13 protein-coding genes and 1 other RNA gene are annotated in these 17460 nt (G+C 65.0%); 12 read left to right on the top strand and 2 right to left on the bottom strand.

Annotated features, from left to right (window positions below; genetic code table 11):
* Window positions 1-5: 5 nt before the first annotated feature.
* Window positions 6-2105: an AIR synthase related protein gene (locus tag P8R42_15295; GenBank protein ID MDG2305980.1), complete on the top strand. Its 2100-nt coding sequence runs from the start codon at window positions 6-8 to the stop codon at window positions 2103-2105.
* Between the two features lie 8 nt (window positions 2106-2113).
* A complete protein-coding gene (gene purF / locus P8R42_15290; protein MDG2305979.1) occupies window positions 2114-3538 on the top strand; it encodes an amidophosphoribosyltransferase in 1425 nt (474 codons plus the stop codon).
* Window positions 3539-3541: 3 nt separating this feature from the next.
* On the opposite strand, the gene nadB is transcribed toward purF, so the two are convergent.
* Window positions 3542-5167: an L-aspartate oxidase gene (nadB, locus tag P8R42_15285; protein ID MDG2305978.1), complete on the bottom strand. Its 1626-nt coding sequence runs from the start codon at window positions 5165-5167 to the stop codon at window positions 3542-3544.
* Between the two features lie 183 nt (window positions 5168-5350).
* Here nadB and P8R42_15280 point away from each other — a divergent pair, with 183 nt between their 5' ends.
* The 7 genes from P8R42_15280 (at window position 5351) to secF (ending at window position 10784) form a co-directional block, all read left to right on the top strand.
* Entirely contained in the window at window positions 5351-6055 is a 705-nt protein-coding gene (locus P8R42_15280; GenBank protein ID MDG2305977.1) for a lytic transglycosylase domain-containing protein, read from the top strand.
* Window positions 6052-6639 (top strand): CDP-diacylglycerol--glycerol-3-phosphate 3-phosphatidyltransferase, encoded by a 588-nt coding sequence (gene pgsA / locus P8R42_15275; protein MDG2305976.1) that lies wholly within the window; start codon window positions 6052-6054, stop codon window positions 6637-6639. The genes P8R42_15280 and pgsA overlap by 4 nt, the downstream gene beginning before the upstream one ends.
* Before the next feature lie 57 nt (window positions 6640-6696).
* An RNA gene (gene ffs / locus P8R42_15270) (signal recognition particle sRNA small type) lies at window positions 6697-6795 on the top strand.
* 6 nt (window positions 6796-6801) lie between these two features.
* Window positions 6802-8739, top strand: coding sequence for a DNA polymerase III subunit gamma/tau (dnaX, locus tag P8R42_15265; GenBank protein ID MDG2305975.1), 1938 nt, complete (start codon window positions 6802-6804; stop codon window positions 8737-8739).
* Between the two features lie 47 nt (window positions 8740-8786).
* Window positions 8787-9116 carry a YbaB/EbfC family nucleoid-associated protein gene (locus P8R42_15260; GenBank protein ID MDG2305974.1) on the top strand — a complete coding sequence of 110 codons (330 nt, stop codon included), beginning with the start codon at window positions 8787-8789 and terminating at the stop codon, window positions 9114-9116.
* A gap of 6 nt (window positions 9117-9122) precedes the next feature.
* A complete protein-coding gene (recR, locus tag P8R42_15255) occupies window positions 9123-9725 on the top strand; it encodes a recombination mediator RecR (protein ID MDG2305973.1) in 603 nt (200 codons plus the stop codon).
* Window positions 9726-9806: 81 nt separating this feature from the next.
* The gene (gene secF / locus P8R42_15250) at window positions 9807-10784 is read left to right on the top strand and encodes a protein translocase subunit SecF (GenBank protein ID MDG2305972.1); all 978 of its coding nucleotides are present in this window, start codon (window positions 9807-9809) and stop codon (window positions 10782-10784) included.
* A 26-nt stretch (window positions 10785-10810) separates the two neighbouring features.
* On the opposite strand, the gene P8R42_15245 is transcribed toward secF, so the two are convergent.
* Window positions 10811-11245 (bottom strand): gamma-glutamylcyclotransferase, encoded by a 435-nt coding sequence (locus P8R42_15245; protein ID MDG2305971.1) that lies wholly within the window; start codon window positions 11243-11245, stop codon window positions 10811-10813.
* 139 nt (window positions 11246-11384) lie between these two features.
* Between P8R42_15245 and P8R42_15240 the strand changes: the two genes are divergently transcribed.
* From P8R42_15240 to P8R42_15230, 3 genes are read left to right on the top strand one after another with little or no spacing between them, the layout of a single operon-like run.
* Entirely contained in the window at window positions 11385-12560 is a 1176-nt protein-coding gene (locus P8R42_15240; GenBank protein MDG2305970.1) for an efflux RND transporter periplasmic adaptor subunit, read from the top strand.
* 3 nt (window positions 12561-12563) lie between these two features.
* Window positions 12564-15707, top strand: coding sequence for a multidrug efflux RND transporter permease subunit (locus tag P8R42_15235; protein ID MDG2305969.1), 3144 nt, complete (start codon window positions 12564-12566; stop codon window positions 15705-15707).
* Entirely contained in the window at window positions 15707-17143 is a 1437-nt protein-coding gene (locus P8R42_15230; GenBank protein ID MDG2305968.1) for an efflux transporter outer membrane subunit, read from the top strand. Before P8R42_15235 ends, P8R42_15230 begins: the two co-directional genes overlap by 1 nt.
* Window positions 17144-17460: the final 317 nt, after the last annotated feature.

Genomic DNA, 17460 nt, shown 5'->3' with positions numbered 1-17460 from the left:
CCGACGTGCGAGGATCGAAAGCCACGACGCCTCTCACCGAGGCACCACGCGGGACTCTGCTCGGACGGTTGGAGGAGGCCCTGGAGCGTCCGGCGACGAATGCGGAGCGCGACCTCATGCTCTGGCTTTGCCCCCCGGCGGCCGAGTTGCGCCGGTTGCCGGCTGCTCGCCGGCTGCTCGCGACGCCGTGGGACGGGGTGGATCGCGCCCCCGGGGCAGAGGTGGGCTTCCTGTCCATCGGTAGCGAGGGGGCGGTGGCGGTCTCGGTGGATTCGAGGGTGCACGTCGATGCGCCCGCGTCGCTCGATCTTCGCGACGGCATCGCCGCCACACTCGCGAAGCTCGTCGCGGTGGGCGTTCGGCCGCTCGCGCTCCACGCGGTCGTGCACTGCGCGCTTCCGGACAACGATGCGACCCGCGCGGGGCTGCGCTCGGCAATCGAAGCGTTGTCGGCCCACGCGAGTGGGGAGGGCGTGGCGACGCTCGGAGCCGAGATCTGCTTCGATCCCGAGTACGGGCACTCGTTACTCGTGGACTCCGTCGCGATCGGATGGTGCGACGCAGGGGACCTCGCGGTTCCAAGCCGATCGCCGATCGCGGGCGACAAGCTCGTGGCCGTCGCCGGGCGCGCGCTGGATCGGGTGCGGGTGGGACTGGTCGACCGGGAGATTCCGTTCCTGGCACTCCCCACGAGCAGCGATGTGCCGCTGCGCGCTGCCATCGCCGCAATCGGCGACCTCGGGCTCGATCTCACCCCATTGGAACACGACCCGGCGCACCCGGAGAAGGCGCTGGAGCGCTCACGTCCGGACCCCGCGCGCAGCATCCTCCTCATCGTGCCCGAAGCGGCCGTTGACGACGTGGGCCATGTCGCGGCCGTTCGCGGCGCCATGCTCGCCGTGCTGGGGACCCTCTGCGAGGCACAGACGATTTCCGTCGGCCCGCCCTCGGGCGAGGCCCGCACGGTCTTGCCGGCCGTCGCGGTGCGCGAGCCGCTCGAGACGCCGAGTGAGCGCAGCGAGCCCGACGACAGTGGCTCCTCTGATGACCTCCGGCTGGAGGAACTCCCCGAGCCCGAGGACTACGAAGACGCGCTGCGCCGGATGCTGCGCGCCCCGAACTTGGCGTCGCGCCAACGGCTCTATCAGCGCTTTGATTCCTTCGCGGGCGGTTCGACGGTGTTGCACCCTGGGCCTGGGGGCGGCACCGCGGCTCTCCGGACACCGGCGGCGGGTCGCGTCGTAGCGATCGCGACGAGCGGAAATCCCCGCTTCGCGGCCTTGGACCCGTACGTCGGGTTCTGCATCGCCGTGTGCGAAGGCGTGCGGCGGCTCGTGGCGTGTGGGGCGACACCGCGTGCTCTGGTCGGCGGCACGAGCTTCGGAGCGAGTCATGAACCGGACGTACGAAAACGGGCCGAACAGGGCCTCGCGGGCCTCCGCGACGCCGCGCTCGCCTTCGCGCTGCCGTGCCTCGCGCTCACGACGAGCCCCGCGGGCCACGACGATCACGGCGCGACACCGGTGACCCCCGGCTTGGCGTTCCTCGGCACGCTCGAGGGACCGCCGCTCACCCCGTGGTTCAAGGACGAGGGCGACGTCATCATCCTGCTGGGCCGATCGCGAGAGGAAGTCGCCGGCAGCGAGTTCGCGGCCTACCTGCACGGGGCCGTGGACGGGAATCCTCCATGGGTCGACTTCGGGTCGGAGCGGTCGGTAAACAGCGTCGTATCGGCTGCGAGGGCGGTAGGGTTCCTCAAATCCGCGCGGAACGTAGGCGCGGGTGGTCTTGCGCTGTCGATCGTGGGCTCCTGCTGCGCCACTCCCGATGGTCTCGCGCCGTGCGGAGCGCGTATCTCGATCGATGAGGGGATGCGGCCCGATGCGTGGCTGTTTGCAGAAAGCCAGGCTCGAGTGGTCGTCTCCGTCGCGCGAGAACACCTGGCTGCCTTGCGCGAGTTGGCCGACGAGGCTGAGCTTCCATTCTCTCAAATCGGCGAGGTTTCGACCGGCGTGTTAGAGTTCGGGGAGTTGATCGGTCTCACGCTGGACGAGCTTCTCGATATCTGGAATGGGGCCCTAGCCGAACGACTCGGCGGGATCTGAAGGAGACCATGCACAGCGACGATCGATTCAACGAGGAATGCGCGGTTGTCGGTGTCTACGGGCACCCGGAAGCTGCGAACCTGGCCTATCTGGCGCTCTACGCGCTGCAGCATCGCGGCCAGGAGTCCTCCGGGATCGTGTCCTCGCGTGGGGACGCTCTGATTACGCATCGCGGGCTGGGCCTCGTGGCGGACATCTTCCGTCCCGAGATCATCCAGCGCCTCGTCGGCACTGCGGCCATCGGGCACAACCGCTACGGCACGCATGGCGAGAGCCTTCTGAAGAACGCACAGCCGCTCGTCGTCGAGTACTCGGGCGGGGCTCTCGGCGTCGCGCACAACGGCAACATCGTCGACGCAGACGAAGTCCGAGCCGAGCTCGAGGAGTCCGGCTCGATCTTCCAGTCGAACTCCGACACCGAGGTCGTGATCCACCTCATCGCACAGGCCTCGGGCGAGCGGCTCGTCGACAAGGTCATCAAAGCGCTCACGAAGATCCGCGGCGCGTACTCGATGGTCTTCCTCTCGAAGGACCAACTGATCGCCGCACGAGATCCGATGGGCTTCCGTCCGTTGGTGTTGGGACGCGTGAAGGATGCCTGGGTCGTCGTCTCCGAGACCTGCGCGCTCGACCTCATGAACGCGGAGTACGTCCGGGAGATCGAGCCGGGTGAGGTGCTCGTCATCTCGAAGGACGGGCTCGAGAGCCTCAAGCCGTTTCCCGAGGCGCCTCATCGTCGGTGCGTGTTCGAGTACGTCTACTTCGCACGGCCCGACAGTCGAGTGTTCGATCGCACCGTTTACTCCGTCCGCCACGAGCTCGGTCGACAGCTGGCGCGCGAGAGCGAAGTACCGGCCGATCTGGTCACGCCAGTCCCCGATTCCGGCGTTCCGGCGGCTCTGGGCTACGCCGAGCAGGCCGGCATCCCTTACCAGCTGGGGCTGATCCGCAACCACTACGTCGGGCGGACGTTCATCGAGCCGAGCGATTCCATCCGCCACTTCGGTGTCCGGGTGAAGCTCAACGCGATGCCGGAGTTGATGGAGGGCAAGAGAGTCGTCGTCGTGGACGACTCCCTGGTTCGCGGAACGACGAGCAAGAAAATCGTGGCGATGTTGCGCGCGGCGGGTGCGGCGGAAGTTCACATGCGGATCTGCTCACCGCCGACGATCTCTCCTTGTTACTATGGGATCGATACCCCGACGCGCGGAGAACTCGTCGGTTCTTCCAACTCGGTCGAAGAGATCCGGGAGTTCATCGGCGCCGACTCCCTCGCGTACTTGAGCGAAGAAGGGCTTTACGCCTTTCAGGATAACGACCGCGAGCGCGACTTCTGCGATGCCTGCTTCACCGCGCGCTACCCGATTCCGGTTTCCGAGGAATCGGAGCCGCGTCAGCTGCACCTGTTCGACGCCTCCCAGACGAAGCCCTGAGCTTCACGCGGCGACGGGTCGCCGGGTCGCCGGGTCGCGCACGAGGACCGTATCGCGACACCACTCGTCGTCCGCCTCGGGGCAATCGACGTTGAAATGGAGCCCCCGGCTTTCGCGCCGGTGGCTTGCCGAAGCGATGATGACGTCGGCCACCGTCGCGAGATTGCGGAGCTCCACCAGGTCGGCGGTCGGCAGGAAGTCCCAGTAGTCGCGCTCGATCTCGGCGAGGATCACGTCCATCCGTTGCCGGGCTCGGCTGAGCCGGAGATCGCTGCGCAGAATCCCGACGTAGTTCCACATGAGCCGTCGGATCTCGTCCCACTTCTGCGTGATCAGTACTGCTTCGTCGCTCGTCCGCGCGCGACCAGGGTTCCACGCTGGGATCTCGGCGGGGAGCGGATCGACGTCCGCGAGGTGACGGGTCGCGTGCTCGGCGGCGCGTCTCCCGAAGACCAGGCCTTCGAGGAGGGAGTTCGATGCCAGGCGATTCGCGCCGTGAAGCCCGGTCATCGCGACTTCGCCGGCTGCGTAGAGGCCGGGTAGAGGGGTTTGGCCATCGGCGTCGGTCCCCACGCCTCCGCAGGTGTAGTGCGCCGCCGGCACGACGGGGATGGGTTCGCGCAGGGGATCTATGCCGAAGGAGCGGCAGCGTTCGAGGATCGTCGGGAATCGCCTTTCCAGAAAGGCGGCGTCGCAATGGGTTACATCGAGGAACACGTTGTCGAACCCGTGCAGCTTCATCTCCTGATCGATCGCGCGCGCGACGATGTCGCGCGGGGCGAGTTCCGCGCGTTGGTCGTACTCGGTCATGAACCGTGACCCGTCCGGTCGAACGAGAACGCCACCTTCGCCGCGCACGGTCTCGCTCACGAGGAACGACTTGGCCTTAGGATGAAACAAACACGTCGGGTGGAACTGGATGAACTCCATGTTCGCGACGGGAACACCCGCGCGAAACGCCATCGCGACGCCGTCGCCGCTCGCGACGTCCGGGTTGCTCGTATAGAGGTAGACCTTGCCGGCACCGCCGGTGGCGAGCAGCGTGTTGCGCGCCGCCGAGACGGTGATGCGCTCGGAGTCGACGTCGAGCAGGTAGGCGCCGCAACATCGGTCCGGTCCGGGCAAGTTGAACTTGGAACTCGCGATCAGGTCGACGGCGATGTGGCGCTCGAGTACGACGATCTCCGGGTGGGCGTTCACCGCTTCGACGAGGGCTCGCATCATCTCGCGCCCGGTCGCGTCGAGCGCGTGCAGGATGCGTCGCTTCGAGTGACCGCCCTCCAACCCGAGGTCGACGTCGTAGGCATCCTCGGCATCCGGTCGCAGCGAGAATCGGGTGCCGCGCTCGATCATCTCGCGAACGCGCTCGGGCCCCTCGCGCACGACGAGATCCACGATGTCCGCGTGGCACAATCCGGCCCCGGCCCTCTCGGTGTCCGCGGCGTGGGAGGCGAAGGAGTCATCGGGGCTCCAGACGGTAGCGACACCGCCCTGGGCATATTGGCTGGAGCCTTCGGGCAGCCGGTCCTTTGTGACTACGCAAACGCTACCCGAGGCCGCCGCCTCCAGGGCAAAGGAGAGCCCGGCGATCCCGCTGCCGATCACCAGAAAGTCGAAATCACGGCGCATGGCACCCGCTTGCGGGTTCCGGCGGCGGGGTCCGGCCCCGTGCTGCTGTTGCTGGGCTGCCACGTCGAAAGGCCAGCCTACGGCTGGATTGCTCCTGCCTGCAAGCGACGGGAAAGCGACCCTGGGGGGTGTATGGATTTGACAGCGCGCCTTCGGCAGTGTGGTCTAGGGGAGGGCGTGGGGATGGCCGGGGGAAGTTTTAGCACCAGGGGTTCGCAGCGAGGCCGTAAGTCGGGCACGACGCTGCGAAGCCTGTCCGCACTGACGGTTTTCGGTGCCTTGCTTCTGTGCCCGGGGACCGCTCCCGGAGATGACGTCTTCACGTACCGGGCACCCAACGGGGTCCAGCACTTTACCAACGTGCCGACGACCAAGAAGTTCAAGGCCTTCGCGCCACCGTCCCAGCGTCTGACGCTGCTGAGTTTGAAGCGGGAGGCCCCGAAGCCGGCCTGGACGAAGCTTCGGGTGGGGCGGGAGATGCGCGAGATGATCGCGACCACCGCCTACCGGTTCGATCTGGAGCCGGCGCTCATGCACGCGGTGGTCCGGGCCGAGTCGGGCTTCAATCCGCAGGCGGTTTCGCGGGCGGGCGCCCGCGGCCTGATGCAGCTCATGCCCGCGACGGCCCTCGAGGTCGGAGTCCGCGACGTGTTTCACCCGCAGGACAACCTCAACGGCGGTGCGTCTTACCTGCGTGGTCTGATCGATCGCTATTCGGGCGACGTGCACCTGGCCCTGGCCGCCTATAACGCGGGTCCCGGTGCCGTGGAGTCTCACGGCGGCGTGCCGCCTTACGCCGAGACCCAGGAGTACCTGAGACGCGTCTTCCGGTTCCGGCAGGAGTACCTGCACGACGCGCTGCGGGAGCCCGGCGGGATTCGTCGGTGACCGTGCCGGCGCCGCCTCCGCGCAACCCGCTTCTCACGGCGCCGAACCTCATTTCGCTCAGCCGGGTGGCGATCGCGCCACTCTTGATCTGGCTCCTGGTCTCGCCGGATCGCACGACATCGGTTCTTGCGGCGCTGGCGTTCTTCATCGCGTGCCTGAGCGACTGGCTCGACGGATACCTCGCGAGGCGATCGGGGCAGGTCACGAACCTCGGGAAGTTCCTGGATCCGCTCGCCGACAAGATCCTGATCCTGAGCGCGTTGATCATGCTCTGCGGGCTCACCCGCGAACCTCGCGTGCCCGCGTGGATTGTTGCGGTGATCGCCTGTCGCGAGGTCGCGGTGACCGGCCTGCGGGCCATCGCGCGGGACGAAGGGATCGTGCTTGGAGCCGAAACCCTCGGCAAGGCGAAGATGACCTTCGAGATCGTCGCCCTGGTGCCTCTGCTGCTGCACTACCAATACTGGCTCATCGACTTTCACGCGGCGGGCATGGTCTTCCTCTGGGTCGCGCTGGCTCTCGCTCTGTGGTCCGGAGTCACCTACCACTGGCGGCTGGCCCAGGTTCTACGCGCCCGCGATTGAGGATCCTTGCTTGCTCCGAGCGATGGCGGTACGGTTTTGTACGGGCACGTGAGTGATAGCTAGGTCCCGCGCAAGAGGGGGTCGCGAACCCCGCCAGGCCCGGAAGGGAGCAACGGTACCGAATTTTTCTCTGTGCCGCGGGGGTGCCTAGCTATCGCTGACGTGCTCGATTCATCTGGGAAGTCGCCGGGAGGCGGCGCGGACTTCTACGAGGTTCTCGCCCGCCGGGCGCGACCCCAGACCTTTGCCGAAGTCATCGGGCAGGAGCACGTCACCCGCACGCTGGTGAACGCCATCTCGTCTGGACGACTCGCTCACGCGTTCGTCTTCAGTGGCATGCGCGGGGTCGGCAAGACGACCACCGCTCGGATCCTCGCGAAGGCCCTGAACTGCGAGAAGGGCCCGACGCCCGAGCCCTGCAACGTCTGCACGAGCTGCGTCGAGATCGCGGAAGGCCGGTCGCTCGACGTGCTCGAGGTCGACGCCGCATCGCAGACCGGGATCGACGCCACTCGAGAGCTGCTCGAGACGGTGAAGTACCAACCCGCTGCCGGTCGTTTTCGCGTGTACATCATCGATGAGGCGCACGGTCTGTCGAAGCAGGCGGTCGATGCGTTCCTGAAGACGCTAGAGGAACCCCCAGCCCACGCGAAGTTCATTCTCGCGACCACGGCACCGCAGAAGCTCACGTCGACCATTCTCTCTCGCTGTCAGCGCTTCGACTTTCGGGCCGTCCCCGGCGACACGATCGTCGAGACCCTGGCTGCGATGGTCCGCGGCGAGAACATGGAGGCAGACGTCGAAGCGTTGGCCGCTATCGCCCGCGAGTCGGGCGGCAGCCTGCGCGATGCGACCTCGCTCCTCGACCAGGTTCTCGCGTTCTGCAATGGGCGCATCGACGCGGGGGCAGTCGGCCTCGCGCTCGGGTTGCCGGATGTTGCGGCCGTCCGTGAGCTCATGGACCGGATTGCTGCGCACGATCCCGCCGGTGCGATCGAGGTCGTTGGTCGCGTCGTCGGGCAGGGCACGGACCTCGCGCGATTCGCAGGCGACCTGTTGCAGCGCATCCGGAACCTCACAGTTCTCGTCGTCGCCGGGCCGGCGGCCCTGGGCGACCTCACCCGGATCGAAATCGAGGAGCTGGGTACCGCCCGAGAGGGGCTCGTCACGGAGGACCTGCAGCGTTGGTTCCGGATCCTCCTCGGCGGATCCGAGGAAGTGGCGCGCTCCCCTAGGCCGCGTCTCGTGCTGGAGATGACCGTTCTGCGCATGGCCACCATGACGCCTCTGGTGCCGCTCGATCAGCTCGTGGGTCGTCTGGAAGCGTTGGAGCGCGGCGCGCGCGGCGGGTCTGGGCCGGGAGGTCGTTCGCGGCCGGGTCCCCGTATCGAGCCCGTCCGCGGAGGACCGGCGCCGCAAGCAGGCCGCGCGAGTGCGCCGCAGGCGCCCGCGTCCACGTCAGGTCAGGCGTCGGCAGCCGCGTCTCCGAACGAAGCCCCCGCGCGGCCGTCTGCACCGCCGGCCGCAACGCCTGAGGCATCTGCTCCCCGGACGGAAGCCCCCGCGCGGCCGACTGCAGCGCCGGCCGCAACGCCCAAGGCATCTGTGACTGCGTCGGCCCCGGCCCAGACACCGGCCCCGTTTAGCCCTCCACAGTCGGCCGGATCGGCGCCTTCTTCGCCGAACGGCGCGGTCCCCACGCCGCTGGAGGACCCGGTCGTCCAGAAACGCTGGACGGACGTGGTGGGGGAGCTGCAAAAGCAGCAGACCGCTCGGTTCTTCCGGCTCGCCTACAGCCAGGTCGTTAGCCTCGGTGAGGGCGTCATCAAGATCGCCGTGACGGGCAAGAGTGCGCTCGCGGAGCTGATGAAGCCCGACACCCGCAAGATGATCGAGGAGGCCATCTCGACGGAGTACGGCCAGGCCTTGCGCTTCGAGCCGGTCTCCGCCGACGGCGCATCTGAGGGCGGGGCGGCCCGAGCCGAGACTGTTAGCCTGGAGCGCCAGGGCCGCGAGGATCCGCTCGTTCAGGCGAGCATCGAGGTCCTCCAGGGGCGGGTGGAGGGCGTCCTCGCCCGAGGCCGCCGCGGCGGCGGCTGAACGGCACGCCGCGGGAGAGTTCGTTGCCCAACTGCTAGGTGAAGCTCATGGCGAAGCCCTTCGATCTGGGAGACATCGGGAACATCATGGAGCAGGCGCAGGCGATGCAGTCGAAGATCGCCGACCTCCAGTCCGAAGTGGGAAGCAAAACGGTCGAAGCGTCGGCCGGCGGTGGGATGGTTACCGCCAAGGTGAATGGCAAACTGGAGGTCGTCGGCCTCTTGGTCGATCCGGAAATCCTGAAAGACGGTGATCGAGAGATGCTCCAGGACCTCGTCATGGCCGCCGTGAACGAAGGGATCCGCAAAGCGCAGGCCCTCATGACCGAGGAGATGTCGCGGCTCACCGGTGGGCTCAAGATCCCCGGGCTCGGCTGAGTCGGAATGGCGCTCGGGCTCACTCCTTCGATGGAGCGATTGGTCGAGGAGCTCAAGCGGCTCCCCGGCGTGGGCGAGAAGACCGCGATGCGGTTCGCGTTCTACGTTCTTCGCTCCGACCACGCGTTCGCCGCGAACCTCGCGCACGCGCTTCTCGGCGTGAAGGAACAGAGCCGCTTCTGTTCGGGCTGCTACGGTCTCACCGAGCAGGACCCGTGTCCGATCTGCTCCGATCCGCGCCGTCGCAGCGAGGAGATCTGCGTCGTGGAGGAGGCGGCGGACATGATGGCCTTCGAGCGCGCGCAGGAGTACCGCGGGCGGTATCACGTCCTCGGAGGCGCGCTCGCGCCTCTCGACGGCATCGGGCCCGAGCATTTGAAGTGTGACGAGCTCGTCCAGAGGGTGCGTGGCAGCGAGGTTCGCGAGATCATCGTCGCCACCAATCCGAGTGCCGAGGGCGAGGCGACGGCGCATCACCTCGCTCGCATTCTGAAGCCTCTCGGCGTGCGGGTGACCCGCATCGCACGCGGCATCCCGATGGGCGGAGACCTCGAATACACCGACATCGTGACGCTAGCTCAGTCCCTGGAAGGCCGCCGCGAGATGTGAGGCCGGAGGCCCTCACCGCCCCTCTGGTTGTGACTGGCCAGGGTGGGTGCTAGTGAATCGGCGTTTCACACGACGATTTCCATGGCTGATCCACAGACGAAAAATGCGGGCGGGGCAGGGGGCAAGGGTGCCCGACCCGCGTTGAACTTCCGCACGCTTCTCCCGGACGATCTCCACATTGATTTCGTCGGGAAGAGGAAGATCTTCCTGATCGCGTCGACGATATTGAACATCGCCGCGATCATCCTGTTCTTCGTTCGGCCCCTGAACTACGGCGTGGATTTCACCGGCGGCACCGCGATTCGGATCCGTTTTGCCCAGGCGACCACCGCCGCCGACCTCCGTTCTGAGCTCAGGACCCTCGACCTTCGTGACCTCACAGTCCAGGACTTCGGCGAGCAAGGCCGCGAGTTCCTGCTTCGCTTCGAGATCAAAGTAGGTCACGAGATGAGTTCCATCTCGGAGACCCTCGCGCAGCTGCTCCAGGAAAACCGCGGAGGCGAGAAGAGCTTCGAGATCTTGAGCATCGACAGTGTCGGGCCCAAGGTGGGAGCGAATCTGCGGCAGCAGGGCTTCCTTGCCGTGCTGTTCGCGACGATCTTCATGGGGATCTACATCACGATCCGTTTCGAGCCGAGTTTCGGCCTCGGCGCGGTCGTGGCGCTCATCCACGACGTCTTCATTACGGCTGGCGCGTTGATGCTCACGCAGCAGAGCTTCGACCTTACGACTCTCGCTGGGCTGCTGACCGTCATCGGCTTCTCCGTGCACGACACGATCATCGTGTCCGACCGCGTCCGCGAGAATCTCCGCCGAAGCCCGAAGTCCCCGCTTGCCGACGTGATCAACCGGAGCATCAACGAGACCCTGTCTCGCACTCTGCTCACCACCGGCACTGCGCTGTTCGTTCTGTTCGCGCTCTATTTCCTCGGTGGGAAGGGTCTCGAGCCGTTCGCTCTAACGCTGGTCGTCGGCTTCATTACCGGCACCTACTCGTCGATCTACATCGCGGCTCCGGTCGTGTTGTTCTGGTCGAACCGCTCACGCCTCGCGAGCTGATCTTCGCGCTCCGCGCCGAAGCGAGATCAGTCGCCGACGGCGAGGATCCGCAGTGCCAGTAGGCAGATCGCCGGAAGTTCGTGCTCCTGCGCTCCACGCACCATGCGATCGCGATACGCTCGGGTCGGGAGGAGATCAGGAGAGACCTGGTCCGAGAGGTAGGCGTCGCATTCTGTGGTCGCATCGTCGCGGAGATGGACGGTGACCTGCTCGCGTCGGTAGCCGACCTCGAAGCGATCGAGATCCGCGAGGCCGGCATCCGAGATCTCGAAGACCACGCCCCAGACCTCGTCGCCGTCGCTGGGTTCGATGTTGGCCTTGGCGGACCCGTCTCGGCCGATCTTGTTGCAGGAGAAGCGATGCGCGGGGAGCCGGCCCGCCCCGAGCGAGCGGGCCTCGGGCACCCGGGTCGTCATCTGCGCCGCCTCCATGTTAGAGCCGTAGGCGAAGTATCGGGGCATCGCCGGACCTGGTTATGAGAGTCCGGGGCCGGGCGCCATCCGATTGCTTCATTTGGGCCTCGAGGGCATCTTATCGCATGCGCTCTCGCGATTGGGTGGTGGTGTTTTGGAACGTCCCCGTGGGGAAGAGGAGGGCCGGGTGAGGGAAGTGGAGGGTCTGAAGTGGGGCGGTATGGGAGCGGCTTCGTACCTGGCCGTGGTGTGGGCCCTGCTGCTGGCCGCGTGCGGTGGCGGAGAGCCCGCCAAGGCCCCTACGCCGGAGGTCCTCACGGTTCAGTCTTGGACCGAGACGGTTCCGATCTACGGCGAATGGGTCGGTACGACCGCCGGCTTTGTCAACGCACAAATTCGATCGAAGGTTGAGGGGTATCTGCTCAAGCAGCGATACCAGAATGGCGGCGACGTAAAACAGGGCGAGGCGATGTTCGAGATCGACCCGCGTCAATTCAAAGCGCAACTCCAGAAGGCGGAGGGAGAGCTCGGGCAGGCGCAGGCGGCGCTGGGTCGAAGTCGCCAGAACGTCGCGCGATTCCGGCCGCTGGCCGCCAAAGGCGCCGTGAGTCGGAAAGAATTGGATGATGCGGTTCAAACCGAGGCCGCGAACCGGGCCGCGGTGCAGTCGGCGAAGGCCGCCGTCACACAAGCGCAGCTCGACGTCGACTGGACACGGATTGATGCTCCCATTGATGGAGTGGCCGGCATTGCCGTGGCGCAGATCGGCGACCTGGTCGGTCCGGCCACGCTCCTCACCACCGTGTCGACGATCAACCCGATCAAAGTCGATTTTCCGATTAGTGAGCAGCAGTACCTGAAATTCAGACGCAACCAGCTCCGCGAGCCCGGGAAACTAAAGACTCGAGCGGAGCTCATCCTCGCGGATGGTTCGACGTATTCGAAACCCGGATCGTTCTACGCACTGGGCCGAGAGGTGAACCCCGAGACGGGTACGATCATGGTGGAGGGGCGTTTCCCCAATGCGGAAGGCCTGCTGCGACCAGGCCAGTACGCACGTGTTCGCGCGATGATCGACCAACGCAAAAACGCCATCCTCGTGCCGCAACGTGCGATGAATGATATTCAAGGTGTCTTTCAGATCGCGGTCGTCGGCAAGGACGACGTGATCGAAATGCGAACGGTCGAGGTAGGGCCCACCTACGGCACGGGATGGGTGATCGAGAAGGGTCTGGCCGCTGGAGAACGAGTTGTCGTGCAGGGGCTCCAGGACATCCGGGGAGGCACGAAGGTAATCGCAAAGCCGGCCCCGACGCCTACGCCGAAGGCAGCACCCGCTCCGAGTTCCACCCAGGGACGCTGAGGAATGGCACGATTTTTCATCGATCGACCGATCGTCGCGATCGTCATCTCGATCATGATGACCCTCATGGGCATCGTGGCGATGGTCAGCCTTCCGATCTCGCAGTACCCGGACATCGCACCACCCGAGATCCAGTTGACCGCGACGTACGTCGGAGCGGACGCGGTTACGGTGCAAGAGTCGGTGTCTACTCCGATCGAGCAGCAAATGAGCGGCGTGGACGGCATGATCTACATGTACTCCACCAACGCGAGCAACGGGATCGGTACGCTCCGAGTCGACTTTGAAGTCGGAACCGACTCCAACATCGACCAGGTTCTGACTCAGATGCGTTACCAGCAGGCAGAATCGCAACTGCCCGCCCAGGTGAAAGACCTGGGAGTCACGATCAAGAAGTCGACGAGCAGCCCCCTTGCGCTGTTCTCCCTTTACTCGCCCGACGGCACCTACGATGCCGAGTTTCTGGCGAACTACGCGTACATCAACATCAACGATGCGATGACTCGCGTGCCCGGCATTGGTCAGGTTTCGATCTTGGGAGCTGCTCAATACGCGATGCGCTTCTGGGTCGAGCCCGACAAGCTCGCAGAGATGAAGCTCACGGTCACCGACCTGGTGGACGCTCTGTCTCAGCAGAACACGGTGAATCCCGCTGGGCAGATCGGTGCCGAGCCGGTTCCGCCGGGGCAGGAATTCACCTACACCGTCCGCGCTCAGGGCCGTCTGAAGACGCCCGAAGAATTTGCCAACGTCGTCATTCGCGCAAATCCCGATGGCTCGCTCGTGACGATGAATGATGTCGCGCGAATCGAGTTGGGGTCCCAGAATTATAGCGACATTGGACGTTTGAACGGAAAACCCGCGGCCATCGTGGCGATCTATCAAGATCCCGGATCCAACGCGATCAACACCATGGACGAAGCAACCGCTCTGATGGAGGAATTGAAGGAGCGGTTCCCTTCGGGTCTCGATTACGTGATCTCGCTCGATACGACCGCCGCCGTCCGAGCGGGCATCTCCGAGATCGTCGTGACCTTGTTCGAGGCACTGGCCCTGGTCATCCTCGTGGTCTTCGTCTTCTTGCAAGGTTGGCGTGCGACCTTGATTCCTCTGCTCGCGGTGCCGGTCGCGCTCGTGGGCACCTTCGCAATCTTTCCCATCCTCGGATTCTCGATCAACACGCTCTCGCTGCTTGGCCTGGTGCTAGCGATCGGCCTGGTCGTCGATGATGCGATCGTGGTCGTCGAGGCGGTCGAAAAAAACATCGAAGACGGACTCGAACCGCGCAGCGCGACACTCAAGGCAATGGAAGACGTCACGAGCCCCATCATCGGGACGACTCTCATCCTAGTAGCGGTCTTCGTGCCGACGGCCTTCATTCCGGGCATCACCGGACGACTCTACCAGCAGTTTGCCGTGACTATCGCGGTGTCGGTGCTGATCTCCTCCTTCAATGCCATGACGCTCAGTCCGGCCCTGTCGGCGCTTCTCCTTCGGCCGCGACAACCAACGGGCGGAATTGTGGGTCGATTCTTTGACGCCTTCAATCGGCTATTTGCCCGGGTGACCGACGGTTACATTGGATGGTCCCATTTTCTGATCCGCAAAGCCGGGTTGGCGATGCTCTTTCTGCTGATCCTCTCTTTGAGCGGCGGATTCATCGGCTCTCGCTTGCCAGGCGGGTTCGTCCCGGAAGAGGATCAGGGGTACCTCTACGGCAACCTCCAGCTCCCAAATGCCGCTTCATTGCAGCGCTCGGACGAAGTTGCGCGGCGGGTGGAAAAGATTCTGGAGGATACGCCGGGCGTGAAGAGCTACAACACCGTGGTGGGCTTCAGTCTGTTGACGCAGGTGAATACCACCTACTGCGGAACGCTCTTCATCACACTGGAGGACTGGGAGGAGCGCGACCCCAAGGGGCTCGATGCGAAAACCATCATGCGGGGTTTGAACGAACGGTTCGCCAAGGAAGTCCCTGAAGCCAAGGTCTTCTCGTTCTCGCCACCGGCCATCCCCGGGGTGGGGACCTCCGGTGGTGTCACCTTCGTATTGGAGGACCTCTCCGGGGGCTCGACTGAGAGCCTGGCGGCGAACACGAAGAAATTCCTCAAGGCGATGAACGAGCGGCCCGAATTCGCCCGGGTCTCGACCACCCTGATCCCCGACACCCCGCAGATCTTTGCCAACGTCGACCGCGACAAGGTGCTGAAGCAGGGGGTCGAACTCGCGGACGTGTACCGGACCCTCCAGGCCTACATGGGTGGGGTCTTCGTCAACTACTTCAATCGATTCGGACGCACATGGCAGGTCTATCTCCAGGCGGAGGGGAAGTATCGAACCACCGCGGATGACATCAATCTTTTCTATGTCCGCAACCCGCAGGGGGACATGGTGCCGCTGGAGACCTTCGTGTCGATGGAGCGAACCTTTGGCCCCGAATTCACTCTGCGGTTCAATGGGCACAGTTCCGCCCAGATCAGCGGCATCCTTTGGCCGTGGTTTAGCTCAGGGGAGGGCATGGCAGCCTTCGAGGAGGTCTTCGAGCAGACCATGCCGGCGACCATGGGGTATGACTACATGGGCATGTCGTACCAGGAGAAGGTCGCGGCCGAAGGAGTGTCCCCCGCCTTGGTCTTCGGACTTTCGCTGCTCGCCGTCTTTCTGATTCTTGCGGCGCTCTACGAAAGCTGGGCACTGCCGATCAGTGTGCTCCTCGCAACGCCCATCGCGATCTTCGGAGCCTTCCTCGGCCTCATTGTCCGATTACTGGTCAACGACGTCTTTGCGCAGATTGGACTCGTGATGTTGGTCGGTCTTGCGGCGAAGAATGCAATCCTCATCGTCGAGTTTGCCCGCGGAAAGCTCGCCGAAGGCGAGTCGGTTGTAGACGCGGCGCTCGATGCCGCGCGTTTGCGGCTTCGCCCCATCATGATGACCGCGTTTGCGTTCATCATGGGCGTCATCCCTCTCGTCATCGCAACGGGGTCGGGAGCCATTGCGCGAAACGTCCTGGGCACGGCGGTTCTCGGGGGCATGCTCGCGTCGACACTCATCGGGATTTTTCTCGTGCCCGTATCGTTCTACGTCGTGGAAAGCTGGCGAGAGAAGCGCGAAGGAAAGGCCTCGAACCCGGAGACGCAGCCGTGATGCGAACCGGTATCGCGACTCTCTGGGTCCTCGCCCTGGCTGGAGGATGTGCACTGGGGCCGGACTACGAAGCGCCGGAAATCCACTCGCCGGCCGAGTTTCGCCTGGCCGTCCCCGCCGAGCAGGCACAGTCCCTGGCGGATCTGCCGTGGTGGGAGGTGTTCGAAGATCCCGCGCTGCAGCGCTTGATCTCGAGAGCCGTCGAGGGGAATTACGACATCCGTGCCGCCGCTGCGCGGGTTCGTCAGTCTTCGGCCTTTGTCGGTGTGGCCCGGTCCGAGCTCCTGCCGCAGGTCGGGTACGACGGCAACGGGACTCGTCAGAGCTCGGTCATCGTGCCCCCGCTCCCTCCGCAAACCTTCAACCTCTTCACGGGTGCCTTCAATCTGGCCTGGGAAATCGACCTCTGGGGCCGGATCCGGCGCGCGACCGAAGCGGCCGAAGCCCAGTTGCTCGCCACCGAAGAGGCGCAACGCGGAATCTTGCTCTCGCTCGTGAGCTCCGTGGCGGAAGCCTACTTCCGCCTGATTGAGCTCGACGCCGAAATAGAAATCGCCCGGTCCACCGTGGTGTCGTTTGAAAAGTCGCTCGATCTTTTCACCCGGCGGTTTCAGGGTGGCGTCGGTTCCGACCTGGCCGTCGCTCGTGCTCAGGCGTCGCTGGCCAACGTGCAGGCGCAGATTCCAGCGCTGCAGTCCGAGGTAGTCGCCACCGAGAACGAGATCAGCCTGCTTCTTGGGCGAAACCCCAGCGAAATCGACCGCGGAATGAAACTCAGTGAGCAGCGAACGCTGCCGGTGGTGCCCGCTGGCCTGCCGTCTGAACTTCTGAGCCGCAGGCCCGACCTGCGCCAGGCCGAAGACCAGGTGCGGGCCGCGAACGCCGAAATCGGCGTTTCGGTTGCCAATTTCTTTCCGAGGATTGGCCTCTCGAGCCTCTATGGTGCCAGTTCGACCGAACTGTCGGACATGCTGAATGGCACGTTCGGCGTCTGGGGCATCGCTGCTTCGGTCTCCGGACCGATCTTTACCGGTGGGCGAAACTACGAGCAGTACCAGCTCCAGATCGCGGCCTGGGAGGCCGAGGTTGCCTTGTACGAGCAAACGGTTCTTCGAGCGTTTGCGGAAGTTTCGAGCGTTCTCACTGCTCAGCACAACCTGCTCGAGCAGCGCAAGAAGGTTCAGGTCGAGGTGGATGCGCTCCGGCGTTCCGTGGAGCTCTCCTTTTTGCGTTATGAAATCGGTCTGGCGAATTACTTCGAAGTCCTCCAAGCGCAGCAGGAGTTATTTCCCGCCCAGATCGCGCTGGCGCGCGTGGAGCGGGAGCAACTCGTGAGTGTAGCGCTCCTGTATCGGGTCCTCGGCGGAGGCTGGGAATTGAAGACAGAAGACTGGCAGTGGCCACGGCCGACGCCGACCGCGGCGCCGGGCTCGTAGAAGGCGGCCTCCTTTTTCGGCGGCTGGGCCACCTCCGAAGCCGAGCGCTCTGGAGCACGAAGCCACAAAAGGCTCGCGTCCAGCGTCGGTCAAGCGACAACCGCCGTTGCAGCAGCTTCCTACTCGCCCGTTTGCAAACCCCAACGCGCACTGCCCGGCGATGTCGACAACTCCGTTCCTGTGCGTTCTCAGAACCCGTCCGCGACACGATCACGCCGCCTCCGCCCACGCGTACCGATGCTGGAGGCCACCGACGCGCGGCAAGGCGATCACTTGCGTGCTCGAAGAGGCCCGTCGCTCCACTGGTCGCCCCAATG

The organism is Candidatus Binatia bacterium (assembly GCA_029243485.1).
GTDB lineage: Bacteria > Desulfobacterota > Binatia > UBA12015 > UBA12015 > VGTG01.
This window is presented reverse-complemented; position numbering and strand designations above follow the sequence as displayed.